Origin of the sequence: Geodermatophilus poikilotrophus, from assembly GCF_900111455.1 — a bacterium.
In the GTDB taxonomy this organism is placed as follows: Bacteria; Actinomycetota; Actinomycetes; order Mycobacteriales; family Geodermatophilaceae; genus Geodermatophilus; species Geodermatophilus poikilotrophus.
The window spans coordinates 169,456-184,639 of record NZ_FOIE01000009.1 but is presented as its reverse complement, the minus strand read 5'-3'; the positions used below and the strand labels follow the sequence as shown (position 1 = coordinate 184,639).

The following is a 15,184-nucleotide window of genomic DNA, read 5'->3' as shown; positions in this document are numbered from 1 at the left end:
GTCAGACCGGCCGGCGCCGTGCGCTGCCGCGGTTCGGCGCGAAGGAGCGGGCGCCCTGGCCGCTGCGGACCTCCCGTGGAGCGGCCGGCGCCTCCGCCGGGCCGCCGCGGGCGCCGAAGGAGTCGTCGTGCCGGCCGGGGGCGTCCTTCGCCGCCCGCACGCGGCGGCCGTCGTCCTCGTGGTCGTGCGTGTGGCCGCCGTGGGTGTGCGAGCCGTGCGAGTGGGTGTGTCCGTGGTCGTGGTCGAGGGACGCCGGCACGGTCGCGTTGGGGTCGACCAGCCGGGGCAGCGCGTCCCGCGAGCGCTGCACGTCGCGCTCGTACTTGGCGACGACGGAGACGGTGTCGTCCAGCACCTCGGCGTCCAGCTCGCTCACGCCCAGGACGGCGAGGGTGCGCGCCCAGTCGATCGTCTCGGAGATGCTGGGGGCCTTGCGCAGGTCCAGGCCGCGCAGCCCGCGCACGATCTGGACCAGCCGCTGTGCCGCGGCGTCGTCCAGGCCGGTGTCCTTGGAGCGCAGGATCTCCAGCTCGCGGTCGGCGTCGGGGTACTTGAGGAACAGGTGCAGGCAGCGGCGCTTGAGCGCCGCCGAGAGGTCGCGCGTGTTGTTCGAGGTCAGGACGACGTAGGGCGGCGCCTTGGCCACGAACGTGCCGATCTCGGGCACCGACACCTGGTACTCCGCCAGCATCTCCAGCAGCACCGCCTCCAGCGCCTCGTCGGCGCGGTCGACCTCGTCGACCAGCAGCACGACCGGCTCCTCGGACCGCACCGCCTCCAGCAGCGGGCGCGGGGCCAGGAAGCGCTCGTTGAAGAACGCGCTGTCGGCGCCGGCGATCCGGTCGACGGCGTCCTCCAGCGTGGCGGTGTCCGCCAGCAGCTCGGCGGCCTTGTCCCGCAGGATCTGGGTGTAGAGCAGCTGCTTGCCGTAGTCCCACTCGTAGAGGGCCTTGGTCTCGTCCTGGCCCTCGTAGCACTGCAGCCGCAGCAGCCTGCGCCCGGTCGCGGCGGCCAGCGTCTTGGCCAGCTCGGTCTTGCCGACGCCGGCCGGGCCCTCCAGCAGCAGCGGCTTGGTCAGGCGGGACATCACGAAGGTCGTCGTCGCCAGGCGCCGGTCGGCGATGTAGCCGTGCTCGGCGAACGCACGGGCGACGTCCTGGGGGGCTCGAAGTCCGCGGCGGGGACCTCGTCGGCGGGCACGGGCTGGACGGTCACGCTACGAGCTCCTCGTCGGGAGGGCGGGGCGGGGCGGAGCGGCGGGCTCCCCCCGGCCCCACTGGAGGTCGGATCAGCTGAGGAGGTCGTCCAGGTCGCCGTTCATGCAGTGCTCGACCACGGGGCGGACGGTCTCGAAGGTGCACTCCTTGGCGTTGCCCGGGGTGCAGGCGTCGCCGAGGACGTGGTTGGTGATGCGGTCGACGTCGGTGTCGTCGCCCTTGATCACCGCGGCGTTCTCGTAGAACCTCGTCGGGCCCTGGCCCAGCCGGTTCTTCGAGTAGCTGTCCTGGGTGACGTCGGTGAACTTCTCCGGGATGCCGACGTCGCGCAGCAGCCGGATCGCGGCGGCCAGCGCCGCGTCGGCGGCCTGGGGCGCGGTCATCCCGTGGGTGTCGACGCCCATGGCCTCGGCGATGTCGGCGAAGCGCTGGTACTGCGTGGGCATGTTGAACGCCCACACGCGGGGCAGCGCGATGGCGTTGTTCAGGCCGTGGTGGGTGTCGTAGAAGGCGCTCACCGCGTGGCTGATCGAGTGGATGATGCCGAGGCCGCCGGAGTTGAACGCCTGGGCGGCGATGTACTGCGCGTACATCATCCCCTCGCGGCCGCCGAGGTCCTGGCCGTTCCACACCGCCTGGCGCAGGTGCTCCGCGGTCAGCTTGATGGCGTACAGCGCGTTGCCCAGGGAGGGCTGGAAGTTCAGCCGGGACACGTAGGGCTCGCTGGCGTGCGCGAGGACGTCGAAGCCGCACTGGGCGGTGTAGTCGACCGGGCAGTCGTAGTAGAGGACCGGGTCGTCGATCGCCAGCGTCGTCACCGAGGTGTCGTCGAACGCCACGTACTTGTGCGGGTTGTCCGGGTCGGTCGTGGTGTCGGTGATGACGTAGGCCCAGCTGGTCTCCGAGCCGGTGCCGGCCGTGGTGGAGACGGCGATGTGCGGCGGGTTCTTCGGGTTCTCCGACTGGTTGAAGCCCTCGAACTCGTTGACGCTGCGGCCGTCGTGGGCCACCGAGATGCGCGCGCCCTTGCAGGCGTCGTGACTGGAGCCACCGCCGATGGACACGAAGCTGTCGCACTCGTTCTCCTGGTACAGCGCCACGGCGTCCATGACGTTGTAGTCCTTGGGGTTCGACTCCACCTTGTCGTACACGACGACCTCGAGGCCGCGGTACCTCATCGACTCGACGATCTTGTGGACGACGTCGGTGCCGCGCAGACCCGAGGTCATGACCAGCGTCCGCTCGAAGCCGAGCTTGAGCGCCTCGGGGCCGATGATCTCGTGCGCGCCGGGGCCCATCAGGGCCCGCGGGAACGGGTGGAACTCCTTGATCGGGAAGGGCTTGAGGAGTTCTTCGACCTTCATGGCGGTGGGGTCCTTCCTGCTGCCGGCGGGGGAGTCGTCGGCGCGGACGCTAGGAGCGGCGTTCCCCCTCGCGGCAGGGGTGCGGAGGAGGAACCGGCCGTCCGGAGGTGCAGGTCGGCCCGCCCGGTGAGGTGCACCTGCCCGACCGGTCAGTTCGAGGACCCCTGCGCGCGTCGAGGCGGTGGGTCCGGGCCCACCGCTTGGGTTCCGGGCTCACCACCGGTCGTGAGCCCGGAGCTGCGACGACCGGCTCAGCTGGTCATCGGGACGACAGCGTGCGCAGTCCCGGGAAGCCGAGGGCGAGCTGGTCGAAGGCCGCGTGCAGGTCCGCGGCGAGCGTCGTCGTCCCGTCGGCCAGCCACACCTCGAACGCCGTCGTCGCCGCCGCCCGCGTGCTGGTGGCGACCAGCCGGGGGAGCAGCGCCACGGGGGACTGGCCGGTGCGGCGGGCGACGTGCCCGGCGACCACCCGGTCGACGTCGGCGTAGCGCACCTGCGAGTGGGCCTGCAGCGCCGGCTCGCCGAGGATGAGCGCCATCCGCTGCCGCAGGATCGGCAGGTCCGCGGCGGCGTAGTCGTTGACCTCGACGTAGGCCGCGCAGATCGAGGCCAGCACGGGCTGGTCGTCGCGGGTGGCCGCCAGCAGCCGCTCCAGGCGGTCCACGTGCGCGCTGAACTCGCCCCACACCGCGTCGGCCTTGGTGGCGAAGCAGCGGAAGAACGTGCGGCGGCTGATCCCGGCGGCCTCGGCGATGTCGTCGGCGGTGACCTGCTCGAAGCCGTTCAGCGTGAACAGGTCCAGCGCTGCCTGCTCGACCCGGGCGCGGGTGTCGGCACGCACGTCCACGGGTGCCTCCGTCACGACCCCATCTTGCGCCACCGGCCTGCCGGGGCGGCGCGCTGCGACACGGGGTCGGTGTTGCCGGGTGGCACTGGGTGTCTCTAACGTCCCCGCCACCGCGTAACGCAGATCACAGGAGGCGCCATGCCCGAGAGCGACGACACCCAGGCCGTCGAGGCCCCCGCGGTCGAGGAGGTCCTGGTCGAGGAGTCCCTCGTCGAGGAGGTCTCGATCGACGGCATGTGCGGGGTGTACTGATCGACGCCCCCGTCGCGGCGCCGGCCCAGCCCCCGCGCGAGGCCGGCGCCGCACTGCTCGCGGGCTCCGGCGCTCCCGCGCCCGCCGCCTCCGCTGACTTCGACCCGTCGCTGCCCTGGCGGCGGGCCCGTTCCGTGGCCCTGCGCCCGGAGCCCTTCGGCGCGCTGGTCTACCACTTCGGCAACCGGAAGCTCTCCTTCCTGAAGTCGAGGACGCTGGTCGCCGTCGTCGAGACGCTGGCCGAGCACCCCAGCGCCGACGCCACCCTCGCCGCGTGCGGCGTCCCCGACGCGCAGCTCCCGGCCTACCGCCGGGCGCTTGCCGACCTCGCGCGCTCGCAGATGATCGAGAGAAGGACCTCGCTGCCCCCCGCCACTCGCACGCTCGCGGCGGGTCCCTGCAGCGAGGCCGCAACGGCCGACACCTCCGGGGAGCTGCCCGCATGACCGCCGTCCTGCCCGCCCGTCCCGAGCGCCCCACCGGGGGGCGGCTGATCGACCAGTTCGAGTACGGGCTGGACGCGCCGATCTGCCTGACCTGGGAGCTGACCTACGCCTGCAACCTGGCGTGCGCGCACTGCCTGTCCAGCTCGGGACGGCGGGACCCGCGCGAGCTGTCCACCGCCGAGGCCGAGGCGGTCATCGACGAGCTGCAGCGGATGCAGGTCTTCTACGTCAACGTCGGCGGCGGCGAGCCCACCGTCCGGCCGGACTTCTGGCACCTGCTGGACTACGCCATCGGCCACGACGTCGGGGTGAAGTTCTCCACCAACGGCGTCAAGCTGGACAGGGCCCGCGCCGAGCAGCTGGCGCGCACCGACTACGTCGACGTGCAGATCTCCCTCGACGGGGCCACCGCCGAGGTCAACGACCGGGTCCGCGGCACCGGCTCGTACGCCACCGCCGTCCGGGCGCTGGAGAACCTGGCCGAGGCCGGGATGCGCGACTTCAAGGTCTCCGTCGTCGTCACGCGGGAGAACGCGGGGCAGCTGGACGAGTTCAAGGCGCTCACCGACCGCTACGGCGCCCAGCTGCGGATCACCCGGCTGCGCCCGTCCGGCCGCGGCGCCGACGTCTGGGACACCCTGCACCCCACCCAGGCCCAGCAGCGCGAGCTGTACTCGTGGCTGCTGGCCAACGGCGAGCAGGTGCTGACCGGGGACTCGTTCTTCCACCTGTCGGCGTTCGGCGAGGCGCTGCCCGGGCTGAACCTGTGCGGCGCCGGGCGGGTCGTGTGCCTGATCGACCCGGTCGGCGACGTCTACGCCTGCCCGTTCGCCATCCACGAGCAGTTCCTCGCCGGCAACGTGCGCGACGAGGGCGGCTTCCAGCGGGTCTGGCAGCACAGCGAGCTGTTCGCCGACCTGCGCAGCCCGCAGACCGGCGGCGCCTGCACGAAGTGCGCGCACTTCGACGCCTGCCGGGGCGGCTGCATGGCGGCCAAGTTCTTCACCGGGCTGCCGCTGGACGGGCCCGACCCCGAGTGCGTGCAGGGCTACGGGGAGACCGCGCTGGCCGCCCGCGACCTGGAGCTGGCCACGCCGCGCAGCTCCGTCGACCACTCGCACACCGGCCCGGTCCGCGGCCAGCCGACGCTGCTCGGCATGCCCTCGATACCGGCTCGGTCCACACCCACACCGCCGGCCCGGCCGTGCGACGAGTCCCCGCTGGCGGGGCTCGAGCTGCGCTGACCTCGCTGCTCGACCCGCTGGTGCTGGCGGGCCGGACGGCGCCCTCGCGGGTGCTGTTCGGCCCGCACGAGACCAACCTGGCCCGCGGGCGGGCGCTCTCCGAGCGGCACGTCGCCTACTACGCCCGCCGGGCCGCCGGCGGCTGCGGTGTCGTCGTCCCCGAGACCGCGTCGGTGCACGGGGGCGACCACCCCTACGAGCGGGCGCCGCTCGCCGCTGACTGCGGCCCCGGCTGGGCGGACGTCGTCGCCGCCTGCCGGCCGCACGACGCGCTGGTGCTCGCCTCGCTCGGGCACACCGGGGCGCAGGGCACGTCGGGGCACGCGCGGACCGCGCTGTGGGCGCCGTCGGCCGTGCCCGACGTGGTCACCCGCGAGGTGCCGGTCGCGATGGAGCAGCCGGAGATCGACGCGCTGGTCGCGGGCTTCGGGGCCGGTACCCGGATCGCGGTCACCGCCGGCGTGGACGGCGTGGAGGTCGACGCCGGTGCGCGCTCGCTGCTGCGCCAGTTCGCCTCCGGCCTGACCAACACCCGCACCGACGCGTACGGCGCCGACCGGCTGCGGCTGCTGCGCGAGGTGCTGGCCGCCGTCCGCACGGAGCTCGGGCCCGAGCGGGTGCTGTCGCTGCGGCTGAGCTGCGACGAGGAGGCGCCCTGGGCCGGGACCACTCCCGATCTCGCCGTGGAGCACACGCGCGAGCTGGCTCCGCTGGTCGACCTGCTCGTCGTCGTCCGCGGCAGCGGTCTGGCGCCCTCGGCGTACCGGCCCGACGGGCACACCGCCTCCGGCTTCAACACCGATCTCACCCGCCGGGTGCGGGCGGCCGCGGGCGGGACGCCGGTCGTGCTGCAGGGCTCGGTCGTCGACGTCGCCGCCGCGCAACGGGCGCTGGACGACGGCGTCGCCGACGCGGTGGAGATGACCCGGGCGCAGATCGCGGACGCCGACATGGTGCGGAAGACGCGGGCCGGCGTCCCGGTGCGGCCCTGCACCCTGTGCAACCAGGCCTGCCAGGTGCGCGAGGTCCGCAACCCGCTGGTCAGCTGCGTCGCCGACCCGTCCGACGAGGGCGCCCTCCCCGACGGCGCCGGGCGGCGGGTGACCGTCGTCGGCGGCGGGCCGGCCGGGCTGGAGGCCGCGCGGGTGCTGGCGTCGTCGGGGGCCGCCGTCCGGCTGGTGGAGCGCTCGGACCGGCTCGGCGGCGCGCTGCACAGGGTCGCGGCGCTGCCCGGGCGGAGCCGCTTCGCCGACCTCGCGGCGTGGCTGGCCGGTGAGGTGGCGCGGCTGGGCGTGCAGGTGGACCTGGGGGTGGCCGCGGAGGGCGGGGACGTCGTCGCGACCGGCGCCCGGCAGCGCGAGGGCCTGACCGCCGCCGACGTCCTGGCCGGCGCGGCGCTGCCGCCCGGCCCGGTCGTGGTGCACGACCCGGTCGGCGGGCCGGTCGGGGTGGGGGTGGCCGAGCTGCTCGCCGCGGCGGGCCGGGAGGTCACCCTGGTGACCCCGGACGCGGTGGTCGGCGAGCGGCTCGGCGGGGACCTGGGGCCGGCCAACGCGCGGCTGGCGCGGGCGGGGGTGCACCGCGAGACGTCGTCGGTGGTGCGCTCGGCCGGCGACGGGGTCGTCGTCCTGGCAGACCGCTGGACGGGGGAGGAGCGGCGGGTGCCGTGCGCCGTCCTGGTGGACGCCGGCCCGCTGCTGCCGGGCGACGTCCCGCCGGGACCGGTGGTCGCGGGGGACGCCGTCGCGCCGCGCACCGTGCTCGAGGCGGTGCTCGAGGGTCGGCGCGCGGCGCGGGCGGTGCTCAGCCGGTGATGGTCAGAGGTCGACCTTCTTGTGATCCCCGGTGTCGGGCTTCTCGCCGGTGGCCTTGGCCTTCACGAAGCTGAACGCGGTCGCCAGCCGGTTGCCGGGGCTGTCCCAGTACTCCGCGGAGTCGCCGTCGACCTTGACCAGCACGACGGACGGGTCCTCCGGGCCCTGCGGCAGCCAGGCCTCGACCCCGCTGTTCCACAGCTCCTTCTTCTTGGCGACGTCGCTGACGATGACGGCCTCACCGGTCAGGGAGACCCAGCTGCCGCCGGAGCCGGCGCCGACGTTCACCTGCGGCGAGTGCGAGATGTGGCCCAGCCACGGCGCGCTCTGCTCGGCGAAGAACCACAGGTCGCCGTCGAACTCGACCTCCTGCAGCGCCATCGGCCGGCTGGTCAGCTTGCCCTCGGGCGTCGTGGTGGTCAGGAAGCCGAACCTCTCGCCCTTGAGCAGTTCGGCGACCTTGCGGGTGTCCTCGGCGCTCATGTCGTCCTCTCGGAGTGCGCGATGCGGTGTCGCAGGACACCTGCCCAGGCTCGCCGGTACCGACACCCCTCACCTTCCGTCGAGGTACCGCCAGGCGCCGTCCTCGCGGACGAACCGGCTCGTCTCGTGCTGGCTGCCGGTCTCGCCCTCGTGGCGGTACCAGGCCCGGAACTCGACCGTGCCCTCCGCCGCGAGCAGTCCACCGTCGGTGGTGGCGAGGACGTCCAGGCCGGTCCAGCGCACGGTGGGGTCGAGGTCCAGCGACGGGGGGCGGGTCGAGGAGTGCCACGTGGCGAGCAGGTACGCGGGGTCTTCCACGGCGAAGGCGCTGTACCGCGAGCGCATCAGCTGCTCGGCCGTCCCGGCCGTCGCGGTGCCGTCGTGCAGCCGGCCGCAGCACTCGGCGTAGGGCAGCCCGGTGCCGCAGGGGCAGCGTCGAGGGGCCATGCCTGCGAGTCTCTACCGTCCCGGGAGCCGGCCGACCGCGGAGGGAGACCACGTGCGACACCTGTCCGCGCCGTTGCGCGTCGGGCCGGTCCTGCTGCCCAACCGCATCGTCTTCCCCGCCCACCTGACCGACTACGCCGTCGACGGCGGGTTCACCGAGCGGCACGCCGCCTACTACGCGGCCCGGGCGGCCGGCGGCGCCGGGCTGGTCGTGACCGAGGAGTGCTCGACCGACCCCGCCGACCGGCCCTACGAGAAGCTCGTCCGCGGGCACGACCCCGCCGTCCTGCCCGGGATGCGGCGGATCCCGGACGCCGTCCACGCCCACGGCGTGCCGGTGTTCGCCCAGGTGAACCACAACGGCGGGCAGTCGGACTCGCTGCACAGCCGGGCGCCGGTGCTCGCGCCCTCGCCGGTGCCGGACCCGCTGTTCCGCGAGGTGCCGTGCGAGGCCGGCACCGCCGACCTCGCACGGTTGGTCGCCGGGTACGCCGAGGTCGCCGCCCGCTGCGCCGCCGCCGGGTTCGACGGCGTGGAGGTCCAGGCCTCGCAGTCCTCGCTGGTCCGCCAGTTCCTGTCCGGCGCCACGAACCGGCGCACCGACCGCTACGGCGGACCGCTGGAGTCCCGCGCCCGCTTCCTCGTCGAGGTGCTCACCGCCGTCCGGGAGGCACTCGGGCCCGACCGCGCCCTCGGCGTCCGGCTGGCCGACGAGGAGGGCCTCCATGGCGGGACGACGCTCGCCGAGGCCGTCGCCACGGCGCGGCTGCTCGCCGAGGGCGGGCTGGTCGACTACCTGAGCACCACCGTCGGCGTCGCGACGGCGACCCTCGACCGCGTCGTCCCGCCGATGACCACCCCGCCCGGCTACGCGCGCCACCTCCCGGCGGCGATCCGGAGCGCGGTCGACGTGCCGGTGATCGGCGTCGGCCGCTTCCTCACCCCCGACCGGGCCGAGCGCGCGCTGGCCGACGGGGACTGCGACCTGGTCGGTGCCGTCCGGGCGCAGATCGCCGACCCCGAGTTCGCCGCCAAGGCGCTGACCGGGCGGGACGGCGAGGTCCGCCGCTGCCTGGGCTGCAACCAGGAGTGCGTTGGCCGGGTGGGCCTGAACCGGCCGCTGGGCTGCGTGACCAACCCGCGCGCCGGCCGCGAGGCGCCGCTGCCGGTGCCGCAGCGCCGGCGGCGGGTGCTCGTCGTCGGCGGCGGGCCGGCGGGACTCCGCGCCGCCGCGACTGCCGCCGACCGCGGGCACGCGGTCACCGTCTGGGAGCAGGCCGACCGCACCGGCGGCGCGATCCTGGTCGCGGCGTCCGCCCCCGGCCGGGAGGGGCTGCGCCCGCTGGTCGACGACCTCGCGGCCGAGTGCGCCCGGGCGGGAGCGGCGGTCCGCACGGGCGTGCGCGCCACCGCGGAGCGCGTGCGGGCGGAGGCCCCGGACGTCGTCGTCCTCGCCACCGGCGCCCGCGCGGTGCGGCCGGGCTGGGCGGGGGAGGGCGATCGGGTGGTCGACGTCCGCGACGTGCTCACCGGCGCCGTCGAGCCCACCGGCGACGTGCTCGTCGTCGACGACCTGGGCACCGGGGCGGCCACCTCCGTGGCCGAGCTGCTCGCCACGCGCGGTTGCACGGTCGAGGTGGTGACCGCGGCGCTGGTCGTCGGCCAGGACCTCGGCCTCACCCTCGACCGGCCCGGCTGGGAGCGGCGGGCCGCCGCGCTCGGCATCCGGCGGACGACGGAGCGGCTGGTCACGGCCGTCGACGGCCGCACCGTGCGGCTGCTGCACCACCCGACCGGCGCGGCCGAGGAGCGCACCGCCGACTGGGTGGTGGCCGCCACCGCCCCGCACGCCGACGACGAGCTGTGGACGGCGCTGCGCGACAGCGGCCTGGAGGTGCACCGGGTCGGCGACTGCCTCGCCCCCCGCAGGGCCGGCGCGGCCACCCTGGACGGCGACCGGGTCGGGCTGGCGGTCTGACTACCGTGGCGCGGGTGACCGACGCCGTCCCGAGAACGAGGCTCGCCGGCGCCACCTGGCCCGACCTGCCCGAGCGCCCGCTGCTGCTGGTCCCCCTCGGCGCCGTCGAGCAGCACGGCCACCACCTGCCGCTGGGCACCGACACCACCGTGGCCTGCGCGGTGGCCGAGGCCGCCGTCGACGACCTGGACGGCGTCCTGCTGGCCCCCGCCCTGGCCTACGGCGCCAGCGGGGAGCACGAGGACTTCCCCGGCACCGTCTCGATCGGCACCGAGGCGCTGACCGGGCTGCTCGTCGAGTACGGCCGGTCGGCCTGCCGCTGGGCCGGGCGACTGGTGCTGGTGAACGGCCACGGCGGCAACCTGGACGCGCTGCGCACGGCCGGCGCGCAGCTGCGCGCCGAGGGCCGGGACGTCGCCTGGTTCCCCTGCGGCGCGGCCGGTGCTGACGCGCACGCCGGGCGCACCGAGACCTCCGCGATGTTGCACGTGGAACCGGACGCCGTCCGCGCGGACCGGGCCGTCGCCGGGGAGACCACGCCGATCGCCGAGCTGCTGCCCCGGCTGCGCGCCGAGGGGGTCCGCGCGGTCAGCCCGAGCGGCGTGCTCGGCGACCCGGCCGGCGCGTCGGCCGAGGAGGGCGCGGAGCTGCTCGCCGGGATGGCCGGGCGGCTGACCGCCGCCGTCCGGGCGTGGGACGTCGACACCACGGGCCGGCTCCGCGGCTGAGGTGCCCGCCCGGCCCGCCGACGCTCAGTCGGAGAAGGGCGTCCGTGGCCGCGGCCGGCGCCGGCCGTCCACGACGACGTCCACCTTCTCGTCGTAGAAGGCCACCAGCCCGGCGATCGGCGACATCTCGCGGGTCGGGAAGTCGTAGGACCAGGCGATGTCGGGGTGGACGGCGGAACCGGTGTGCGCCGACCAGTAGGCGCTCGTGCGCCCCTTGTACGGGCACTCGGTCCGGGTCGGGCTGGGCACCAGGTGGGTTAAGTCCACCGCCGTCCGCGGCAGGTAGGACCGCGGGGGCAGCCCGGTCTCGAAGACCAGCACCGGGGAGGACGACTCGGCGAGCACGACCCCGTCGAGCTCGACGCGGACGGAGCGGGTGGAGCGCAGCGCGTCGGCCCGCGCGTAGGGGTTGCGCGGGTGGACGAAGACCTCCTCGTCCTCCTCGAACCAGGCGTCCAGTGCCGACCACTCGAACCGCACGGTGTCCCGCAGGGCCTCCGGAGCGTCCGCGCCGTACACCAGGGCCGCGCCCGGCCGGCTGACCTCCCCCACCCGGAGCCCGTGCCGCCGCGCCGTCCCGCGGCCGGAGTCCTCGGCAGCCCGCTCGTCGACGAGCAGGGAGGCGTCGACGTCGTCCCGCGGCACGTAGTACTGGGGGTAGTGGGGCCACTCCCACACGTACCTCGCCCCGTGGGTGTCCAGCACGGTCCGGCCGCCGAGGAAGGCGCGCACCCGGCGGGGCGCGGGCTCGACGTGGCCGACGGGCACGAGGGACTGCGGGTACTCGGGCACGGGTCCTCCCGGCGGCGGAGCGCTCGGAGCGGCATCTAGTGTCGCGAGCATGGCACCACCCCCCGGCTGGCTGGTCGTCATCGACTACCAGGAGGTCTTCCGCGACACGGGGTCACCGTGGACGACGCCCCGCTTCGACGAGGTCCGCCCGCGCATCCGCTCGCTGGTGGAGGCCTTCGGCGACCGCGTCGTCTTCACCCGCTTCGTCGTCCCCGACGAGCCCGTCGGCGCGTGGGCCGACTACTACGCCAAGTACGACTACTTCACGCAGGCGCACGCCATCCCGCTGTTCCAGCTCTCCGAGGACCCGCGCGACCACCCCGTCGTCGACGCGCCGACCTTCGGCAAGTGGGTGCCCGAGGTCGCGGAGCTGGTCGGCGAGGGCCCGGTCACCGTCGCCGGGGTGGCGACCGACTGCTGCGTGCTGTCCACCGTGCTGCCCGCCGCGGACGCCGGCGTCCGCGTGCGGGTGGTCTCCGACGCCTGCGCCGGCGCGAGCGACGAGGCCCACGACGAGACCATGCGGATCCTCGGCTGCTACGCGCCGCTGGTCGAGGTCACCACGACCGCCGAGGTCCTGGCCGAGGCATGAGCGGGGGGCCAGCGGTCGCCGTCCCCCCGCCCGACCGGCTCCCCGACGGCACCGCGGTCGGTCTGGACCCCCGCGTCCGCCACCGCGACGGCGGGACGACGCTGCTCGGCGGGTCGCCGCTGCGGCTGGTCCGCCTGCAGCCCCGCGCTCGCGAGCTGCTGCGTGGGGACCGGCTCGTCGTCCGGGACGCCGTGACCGCCGTGCTGGCCGCCCGCCTGGTGGACGCCGGCCTCGCCCACCCCGAGCCGGCCGGCGCCCCGGCGGGGGAGCTGACCGTCGTCGTCCCGGTCAAGGACCGCCCGGCCGAGCTCGACCGGCTGCTCACCGCGCTGCGCGCCGACCCCGAGACCGCTGCCGTCCCGGTGCTCGTGGTGGACGACGGTTCCGCGGACCCGGCCGCGGTGACGGCGATCGCCGGCCGGCACCGGGCCCGGGTGCTGCGGCACACCACCGCCCGCGGCCCGGCCGCCGCCCGCAACGCCGGCATGCGCGCGGCGACCACGGACCTGGTCGCCTTCCTGGACTCCGACTGCGTGCCCCTGCCGGGCTGGTCGGTGCCCCTGGCCCGGCACACCGCCGACCCGCGGCTGGCGCTCGTCGCCCCGCGGATCACCGCGCTGCCCGCGGACGGCGGCGGCTGGGTCGCGCCGTACGAGGCCGCGGTCAGCGCGCTGGACATGGGCCCGCACCCCGCACCGGTCGCCCCGGGGACGGCGGTTCCCTACCTGCCCAGCGCGGCGATGGTGGCCCGCCGGCACGCCCTCGGCGACGGGTTCGACGAGGCGATGCGGGTCGCCGAGGACGTCGACCTGGTGTGGCGGCTGGTCGCGGCCGGCTGGCGGGTGCGCTACGAGCCGTCTGCGGCGGTGGCGCACGAGCACCGGTCGGCGCCCGGCGAGTGGCTGCGCCGCCGCGCCTTCTACGGCACCGGTGCCGCGCTGCTGGCCGCCCGGCACGGTGCCGCGGTCGCGCCGCTGGTGGTCTCGCCGTGGTCGGCGGCGGCCTGGGCGCTGGCGCTGACCGGACGCCGCTCCGGCGTGCTGGCCGGCGCGGCGGTGCTCGCCGTGGCGACCGGCCGGCTCGCCCCGCGACTGGCCCGGCCCGGACAGCGCGCGCCCGTCGGGCTGGCCGCGGTCCTGGTGGTGCGGGGCAGCGCCGCGGCGGGGAAGACGCTGGTGCGCAGCGTCACCCGGCACCACTGGCCGCTCGCGCTGGCCGCCGCCGCGGTGTCCCGACGTGCCCGGCGTGGGGTCGCCGCGGCCGCCGTCGCCGACGCCGTCCTCGCCTGGTGGCCGCACCGCGGACGGGTGGGGCTGCTGCGCTTCGCCGCCGGCCGGCGACTGGAGGACCTCTCCTACGGCGCGGGCCTGTGGGCGGGGGCGCTGCGGGCCCGTGACCCCCGGGCGCTCCTCCCCGCCCGGCCTGCACCGATGCCGCCGTCCCCGAACCGGTTGCGCCCCACCGGCTCCCTGGTGGAATCGCGGGAGAGCGGTCACGATGGGCGGACGATGGACCCGAGCCCGCGGACGACGACGTGACGACGATGAACCCGTGGGTCGCGCTGCCTGACGGCCTTCCCGATCCCGCGCACACCCGGAGGTTGCGCGCGGCCCACGAGGCGCTCGTCACCCGCTCCGGTCCCGCGGTCCCGGACCAGGTCCGCGCCGTCGTCTGGGACTCGTGGCGGCGCAGCCTCGGCAGCGGCGTCGACCCCGACGGCAACGCCCCGCCGGTCGAGCTGCTCGACGACGAGCTGCTGGCCTACCGCGCCGCGCACCCGCTGGCCCCGGTGCTCCCGGTGATCCGCCGGCTGCTGGTCGAGGACGCCGAGGCCGACCGGATGATCGTCGCGATCACCGACGCCGACGGCCGGATGCTCTGGGTCGAGGGCGACCGCCAGCTGCGCGCGCGGGCCGAGGCGATGCACTTCGTCGAGGGGGCACGGTGGGCCGAGGAGGTCGCCGGCACCAACGCCCCCGGCACCGCGCTGGCCCTCGACCACGCCGTCCAGATCTACGGCAGCGAGCACTACCGGCGCCCGGTGCAGCCCTGGAGCTGCTCGGCCGCGCCGGTGCACCACCCGGTCACCGGCGTGCTGCTCGGCGCCATCGACGTCACCGGTGGCGACCACGTGGCCAGCCCCCAGGTGCTCACCCTCGTGCGGGCCACGGTGGCCGCCGTCGAGGCCGAGCTGCGCTGGCTGCACCGCGAGGACGCCGCCCGGCCGGCGCCCCCGGCACCGCGCCCGGCCGCCCGCCCGGTCCCCCGGCTGGAGGTGCTCGGCCGGGACCGCGCCCGCCTGGTCCTGCCCTCCGGCCCGGCGGAGCTCTCGCTGCGCCACTCCGAGCTGCTGGTGCTGCTCGCCGAGGCGGCGGCCGGTGGGGGCGGGCGCACCGCCGAGCAGCTGGCCGCCGAGTGCCACGCCGGCGACGCGGCAGCGGTCACCGTCCGGGCCGAGCTGTCCCGGCTGCGGCGGCTGGTCGGCGCCGCCCTGCTGGGCTCGCGCCCCTACCGGCTGACCGGCCCGCTGGAGACGGACCTGGACCAGGTGCGCCGGCTGCTCGCCCGCGGCGCCGTCGGCCCGGCGCTGGAGCGCTATCCCGGCGCCGTGCTGCCGCGCTCGTCGGCGCCCGGCGTGGTCGCCGCCCGGGACCGGCTCACCGCCTCGCTGCGGCAGGCCGTGCTCGCCGCCCGCCGTCCCGAGCTGCTGCTGCGCTACACCCGGCTGCCCGAGGCCCAGGGCGACGCCGCGGTGTGGCAGGCCTGTCTGGAGACCCTGCCGCCCGGCGCCCCGAGCCGGCCGGCCGTCGCCGCGCACCTGCACCGCCTGCGCCGGGTCCCGCGCGCGCCGCTGCAGCAAGGACCCCGTCCTCCCCACCCTTCGCAGGCTCAGGGCGGTGCCCTGGACGGGGCCGTCTGACCGCTCGTGCTCGCGGCGAGCCGCTGGACGGGGCCGCTCCGGCACGTTCCTGACGCGGGG

15 protein-coding genes are annotated in these 15,184 nt (G+C 76.1%); 9 read left to right on the top strand and 6 right to left on the bottom strand.

The annotated features are described in order from the left end of the window. Position 1 precedes the first annotated feature (1 nt). The 3 genes from BMW27_RS20185 to mftR form a co-directional block, all read right to left on the bottom strand. Positions 2 to 1,087, bottom strand: a complete 1,086-nt coding sequence (locus BMW27_RS20185) for an AAA family ATPase (RefSeq protein ID WP_091447596.1) — start codon at positions 1,085 to 1,087, stop codon at positions 2 to 4. 201 nt (positions 1,088 to 1,288) lie between these two features. Beyond that, positions 1,289 to 2,581 (bottom strand): NDMA-dependent methanol dehydrogenase, encoded by a 1,293-nt coding sequence (mdo, locus tag BMW27_RS20180; protein ID WP_091447593.1) that lies wholly within the window; start codon positions 2,579 to 2,581, stop codon positions 1,289 to 1,291. Between the two features lie 259 nt (positions 2,582 to 2,840). Further along, entirely contained in the window at positions 2,841 to 3,443 is a 603-nt protein-coding gene (gene mftR / locus BMW27_RS20175; RefSeq protein WP_245743752.1) for a mycofactocin system transcriptional regulator, read from the bottom strand. Positions 3,444 to 3,566: 123 nt separating this feature from the next. On the opposite strand from mftR, the gene mftA reads away from it, so the two are divergent. From mftA to BMW27_RS20155, 4 genes are read left to right on the top strand one after another with little or no spacing between them, the layout of a single operon-like run. After that, positions 3,567 to 3,680, top strand: coding sequence for a mycofactocin precursor MftA (gene mftA / locus BMW27_RS20170; protein ID WP_091447586.1), 114 nt, complete (start codon positions 3,567 to 3,569; stop codon positions 3,678 to 3,680). Beyond that, the gene (gene mftB, locus BMW27_RS20165; RefSeq protein WP_245743751.1) at positions 3,665 to 4,126 is read left to right on the top strand and encodes a mycofactocin biosynthesis chaperone MftB; all 462 of its coding nucleotides are present in this window, start codon (positions 3,665 to 3,667) and stop codon (positions 4,124 to 4,126) included. The genes mftA and mftB overlap by 16 nt, the downstream gene beginning before the upstream one ends. Continuing rightward, complete coding sequence (mftC, locus tag BMW27_RS20160; protein WP_091447584.1) at positions 4,123 to 5,370, top strand: mycofactocin radical SAM maturase; 1,248 nt, start codon at positions 4,123 to 4,125, stop codon at positions 5,368 to 5,370. The genes mftB and mftC overlap by 4 nt, the downstream gene beginning before the upstream one ends. Further along, positions 5,331 to 7,184 carry a mycofactocin system FadH/OYE family oxidoreductase 1 gene (locus tag BMW27_RS20155; protein ID WP_245743750.1) on the top strand — a complete coding sequence of 618 codons (1,854 nt, stop codon included), beginning with the start codon at positions 5,331 to 5,333 and terminating at the stop codon, positions 7,182 to 7,184. Before mftC ends, BMW27_RS20155 begins: the two co-directional genes overlap by 40 nt. A gap of 3 nt (positions 7,185 to 7,187) precedes the next feature. On the opposite strand, the gene BMW27_RS20150 is transcribed toward BMW27_RS20155, so the two are convergent. Then, complete coding sequence (locus tag BMW27_RS20150) at positions 7,188 to 7,667, bottom strand: pyridoxamine 5'-phosphate oxidase family protein (RefSeq protein ID WP_091447579.1); 480 nt, start codon at positions 7,665 to 7,667, stop codon at positions 7,188 to 7,190. 69 nt (positions 7,668 to 7,736) lie between these two features. Beyond that, positions 7,737 to 8,114, bottom strand: a complete 378-nt coding sequence (locus tag BMW27_RS20145) for a YchJ family protein (protein WP_091447576.1) — start codon at positions 8,112 to 8,114, stop codon at positions 7,737 to 7,739. Between the two features lie 52 nt (positions 8,115 to 8,166). On the opposite strand from BMW27_RS20145, the gene BMW27_RS20140 reads away from it, so the two are divergent. Continuing rightward, entirely contained in the window at positions 8,167 to 10,092 is a 1,926-nt protein-coding gene (locus tag BMW27_RS20140; RefSeq protein ID WP_217638225.1) for a mycofactocin system FadH/OYE family oxidoreductase 2, read from the top strand. A 14-nt stretch (positions 10,093 to 10,106) separates the two neighbouring features. Next, entirely contained in the window at positions 10,107 to 10,820 is a 714-nt protein-coding gene (gene mftE, locus BMW27_RS20135) for a mycofactocin biosynthesis peptidyl-dipeptidase MftE (protein WP_245743749.1), read from the top strand. 24 nt (positions 10,821 to 10,844) lie between these two features. On the opposite strand, the gene BMW27_RS20130 is transcribed toward mftE, so the two are convergent. Further along, positions 10,845 to 11,612 carry a DUF427 domain-containing protein gene (locus tag BMW27_RS20130; protein WP_217638224.1) on the bottom strand — a complete coding sequence of 256 codons (768 nt, stop codon included), beginning with the start codon at positions 11,610 to 11,612 and terminating at the stop codon, positions 10,845 to 10,847. Between the two features lie 49 nt (positions 11,613 to 11,661). On the opposite strand from BMW27_RS20130, the gene BMW27_RS20125 reads away from it, so the two are divergent. The 3 genes from BMW27_RS20125 to BMW27_RS20115 are packed head-to-tail and all read left to right on the top strand — an operon-like array spanning position 11,662 to position 15,124. Next, positions 11,662 to 12,204: a cysteine hydrolase family protein gene (locus BMW27_RS20125; protein ID WP_091447564.1), complete on the top strand. Its 543-nt coding sequence runs from the start codon at positions 11,662 to 11,664 to the stop codon at positions 12,202 to 12,204. Next, positions 12,201 to 13,742 (top strand): mycofactocin biosynthesis glycosyltransferase MftF, encoded by a 1,542-nt coding sequence (mftF, locus tag BMW27_RS20120; protein ID WP_091447560.1) that lies wholly within the window; start codon positions 12,201 to 12,203, stop codon positions 13,740 to 13,742. The genes BMW27_RS20125 and mftF overlap by 4 nt, the downstream gene beginning before the upstream one ends. 5 nt (positions 13,743 to 13,747) lie before the next feature. Beyond that, positions 13,748 to 15,124 (top strand): GAF domain-containing protein, encoded by a 1,377-nt coding sequence (locus BMW27_RS20115; RefSeq protein ID WP_091447709.1) that lies wholly within the window; start codon positions 13,748 to 13,750, stop codon positions 15,122 to 15,124. The last annotated feature ends 60 nt before the right edge of the window (positions 15,125 to 15,184 follow it).

Excerpts from the sequence above, each read along its gene's own strand:
- BMW27_RS20185 (WP_091447596.1), bottom strand. The coding sequence starts at position 1,087 with ATGTCCCGCCTGACCAAGCCGCTGCTGCTGGAGGGCCCGGCCGGCGTC.
- mdo (WP_091447593.1), bottom strand. The coding sequence starts at position 2,581 with ATGAAGGTCGAAGAACTCCTCAAGCCCTTCCCGATCAAGGAGTTCCAC.
- mftA (WP_091447586.1), top strand. The coding sequence starts at position 3,567 with ATGCCCGAGAGCGACGACACCCAGGCCGTCGAGGCCCCCGCGGTCGAG.
- mftC (WP_091447584.1), top strand. The coding sequence starts at position 4,123 with ATGACCGCCGTCCTGCCCGCCCGTCCCGAGCGCCCCACCGGGGGGCGG.
- BMW27_RS20150 (WP_091447579.1), bottom strand. The coding sequence starts at position 7,667 with ATGAGCGCCGAGGACACCCGCAAGGTCGCCGAACTGCTCAAGGGCGAG.
- BMW27_RS20145 (WP_091447576.1), bottom strand. The coding sequence starts at position 8,114 with ATGGCCCCTCGACGCTGCCCCTGCGGCACCGGGCTGCCCTACGCCGAG.
- BMW27_RS20125 (WP_091447564.1), top strand. The coding sequence starts at position 11,662 with ATGGCACCACCCCCCGGCTGGCTGGTCGTCATCGACTACCAGGAGGTC.
- mftF (WP_091447560.1), top strand. The coding sequence starts at position 12,201 with ATGAGCGGGGGGCCAGCGGTCGCCGTCCCCCCGCCCGACCGGCTCCCC.
- BMW27_RS20115 (WP_091447709.1), top strand. The coding sequence starts at position 13,748 with ATGAACCCGTGGGTCGCGCTGCCTGACGGCCTTCCCGATCCCGCGCAC.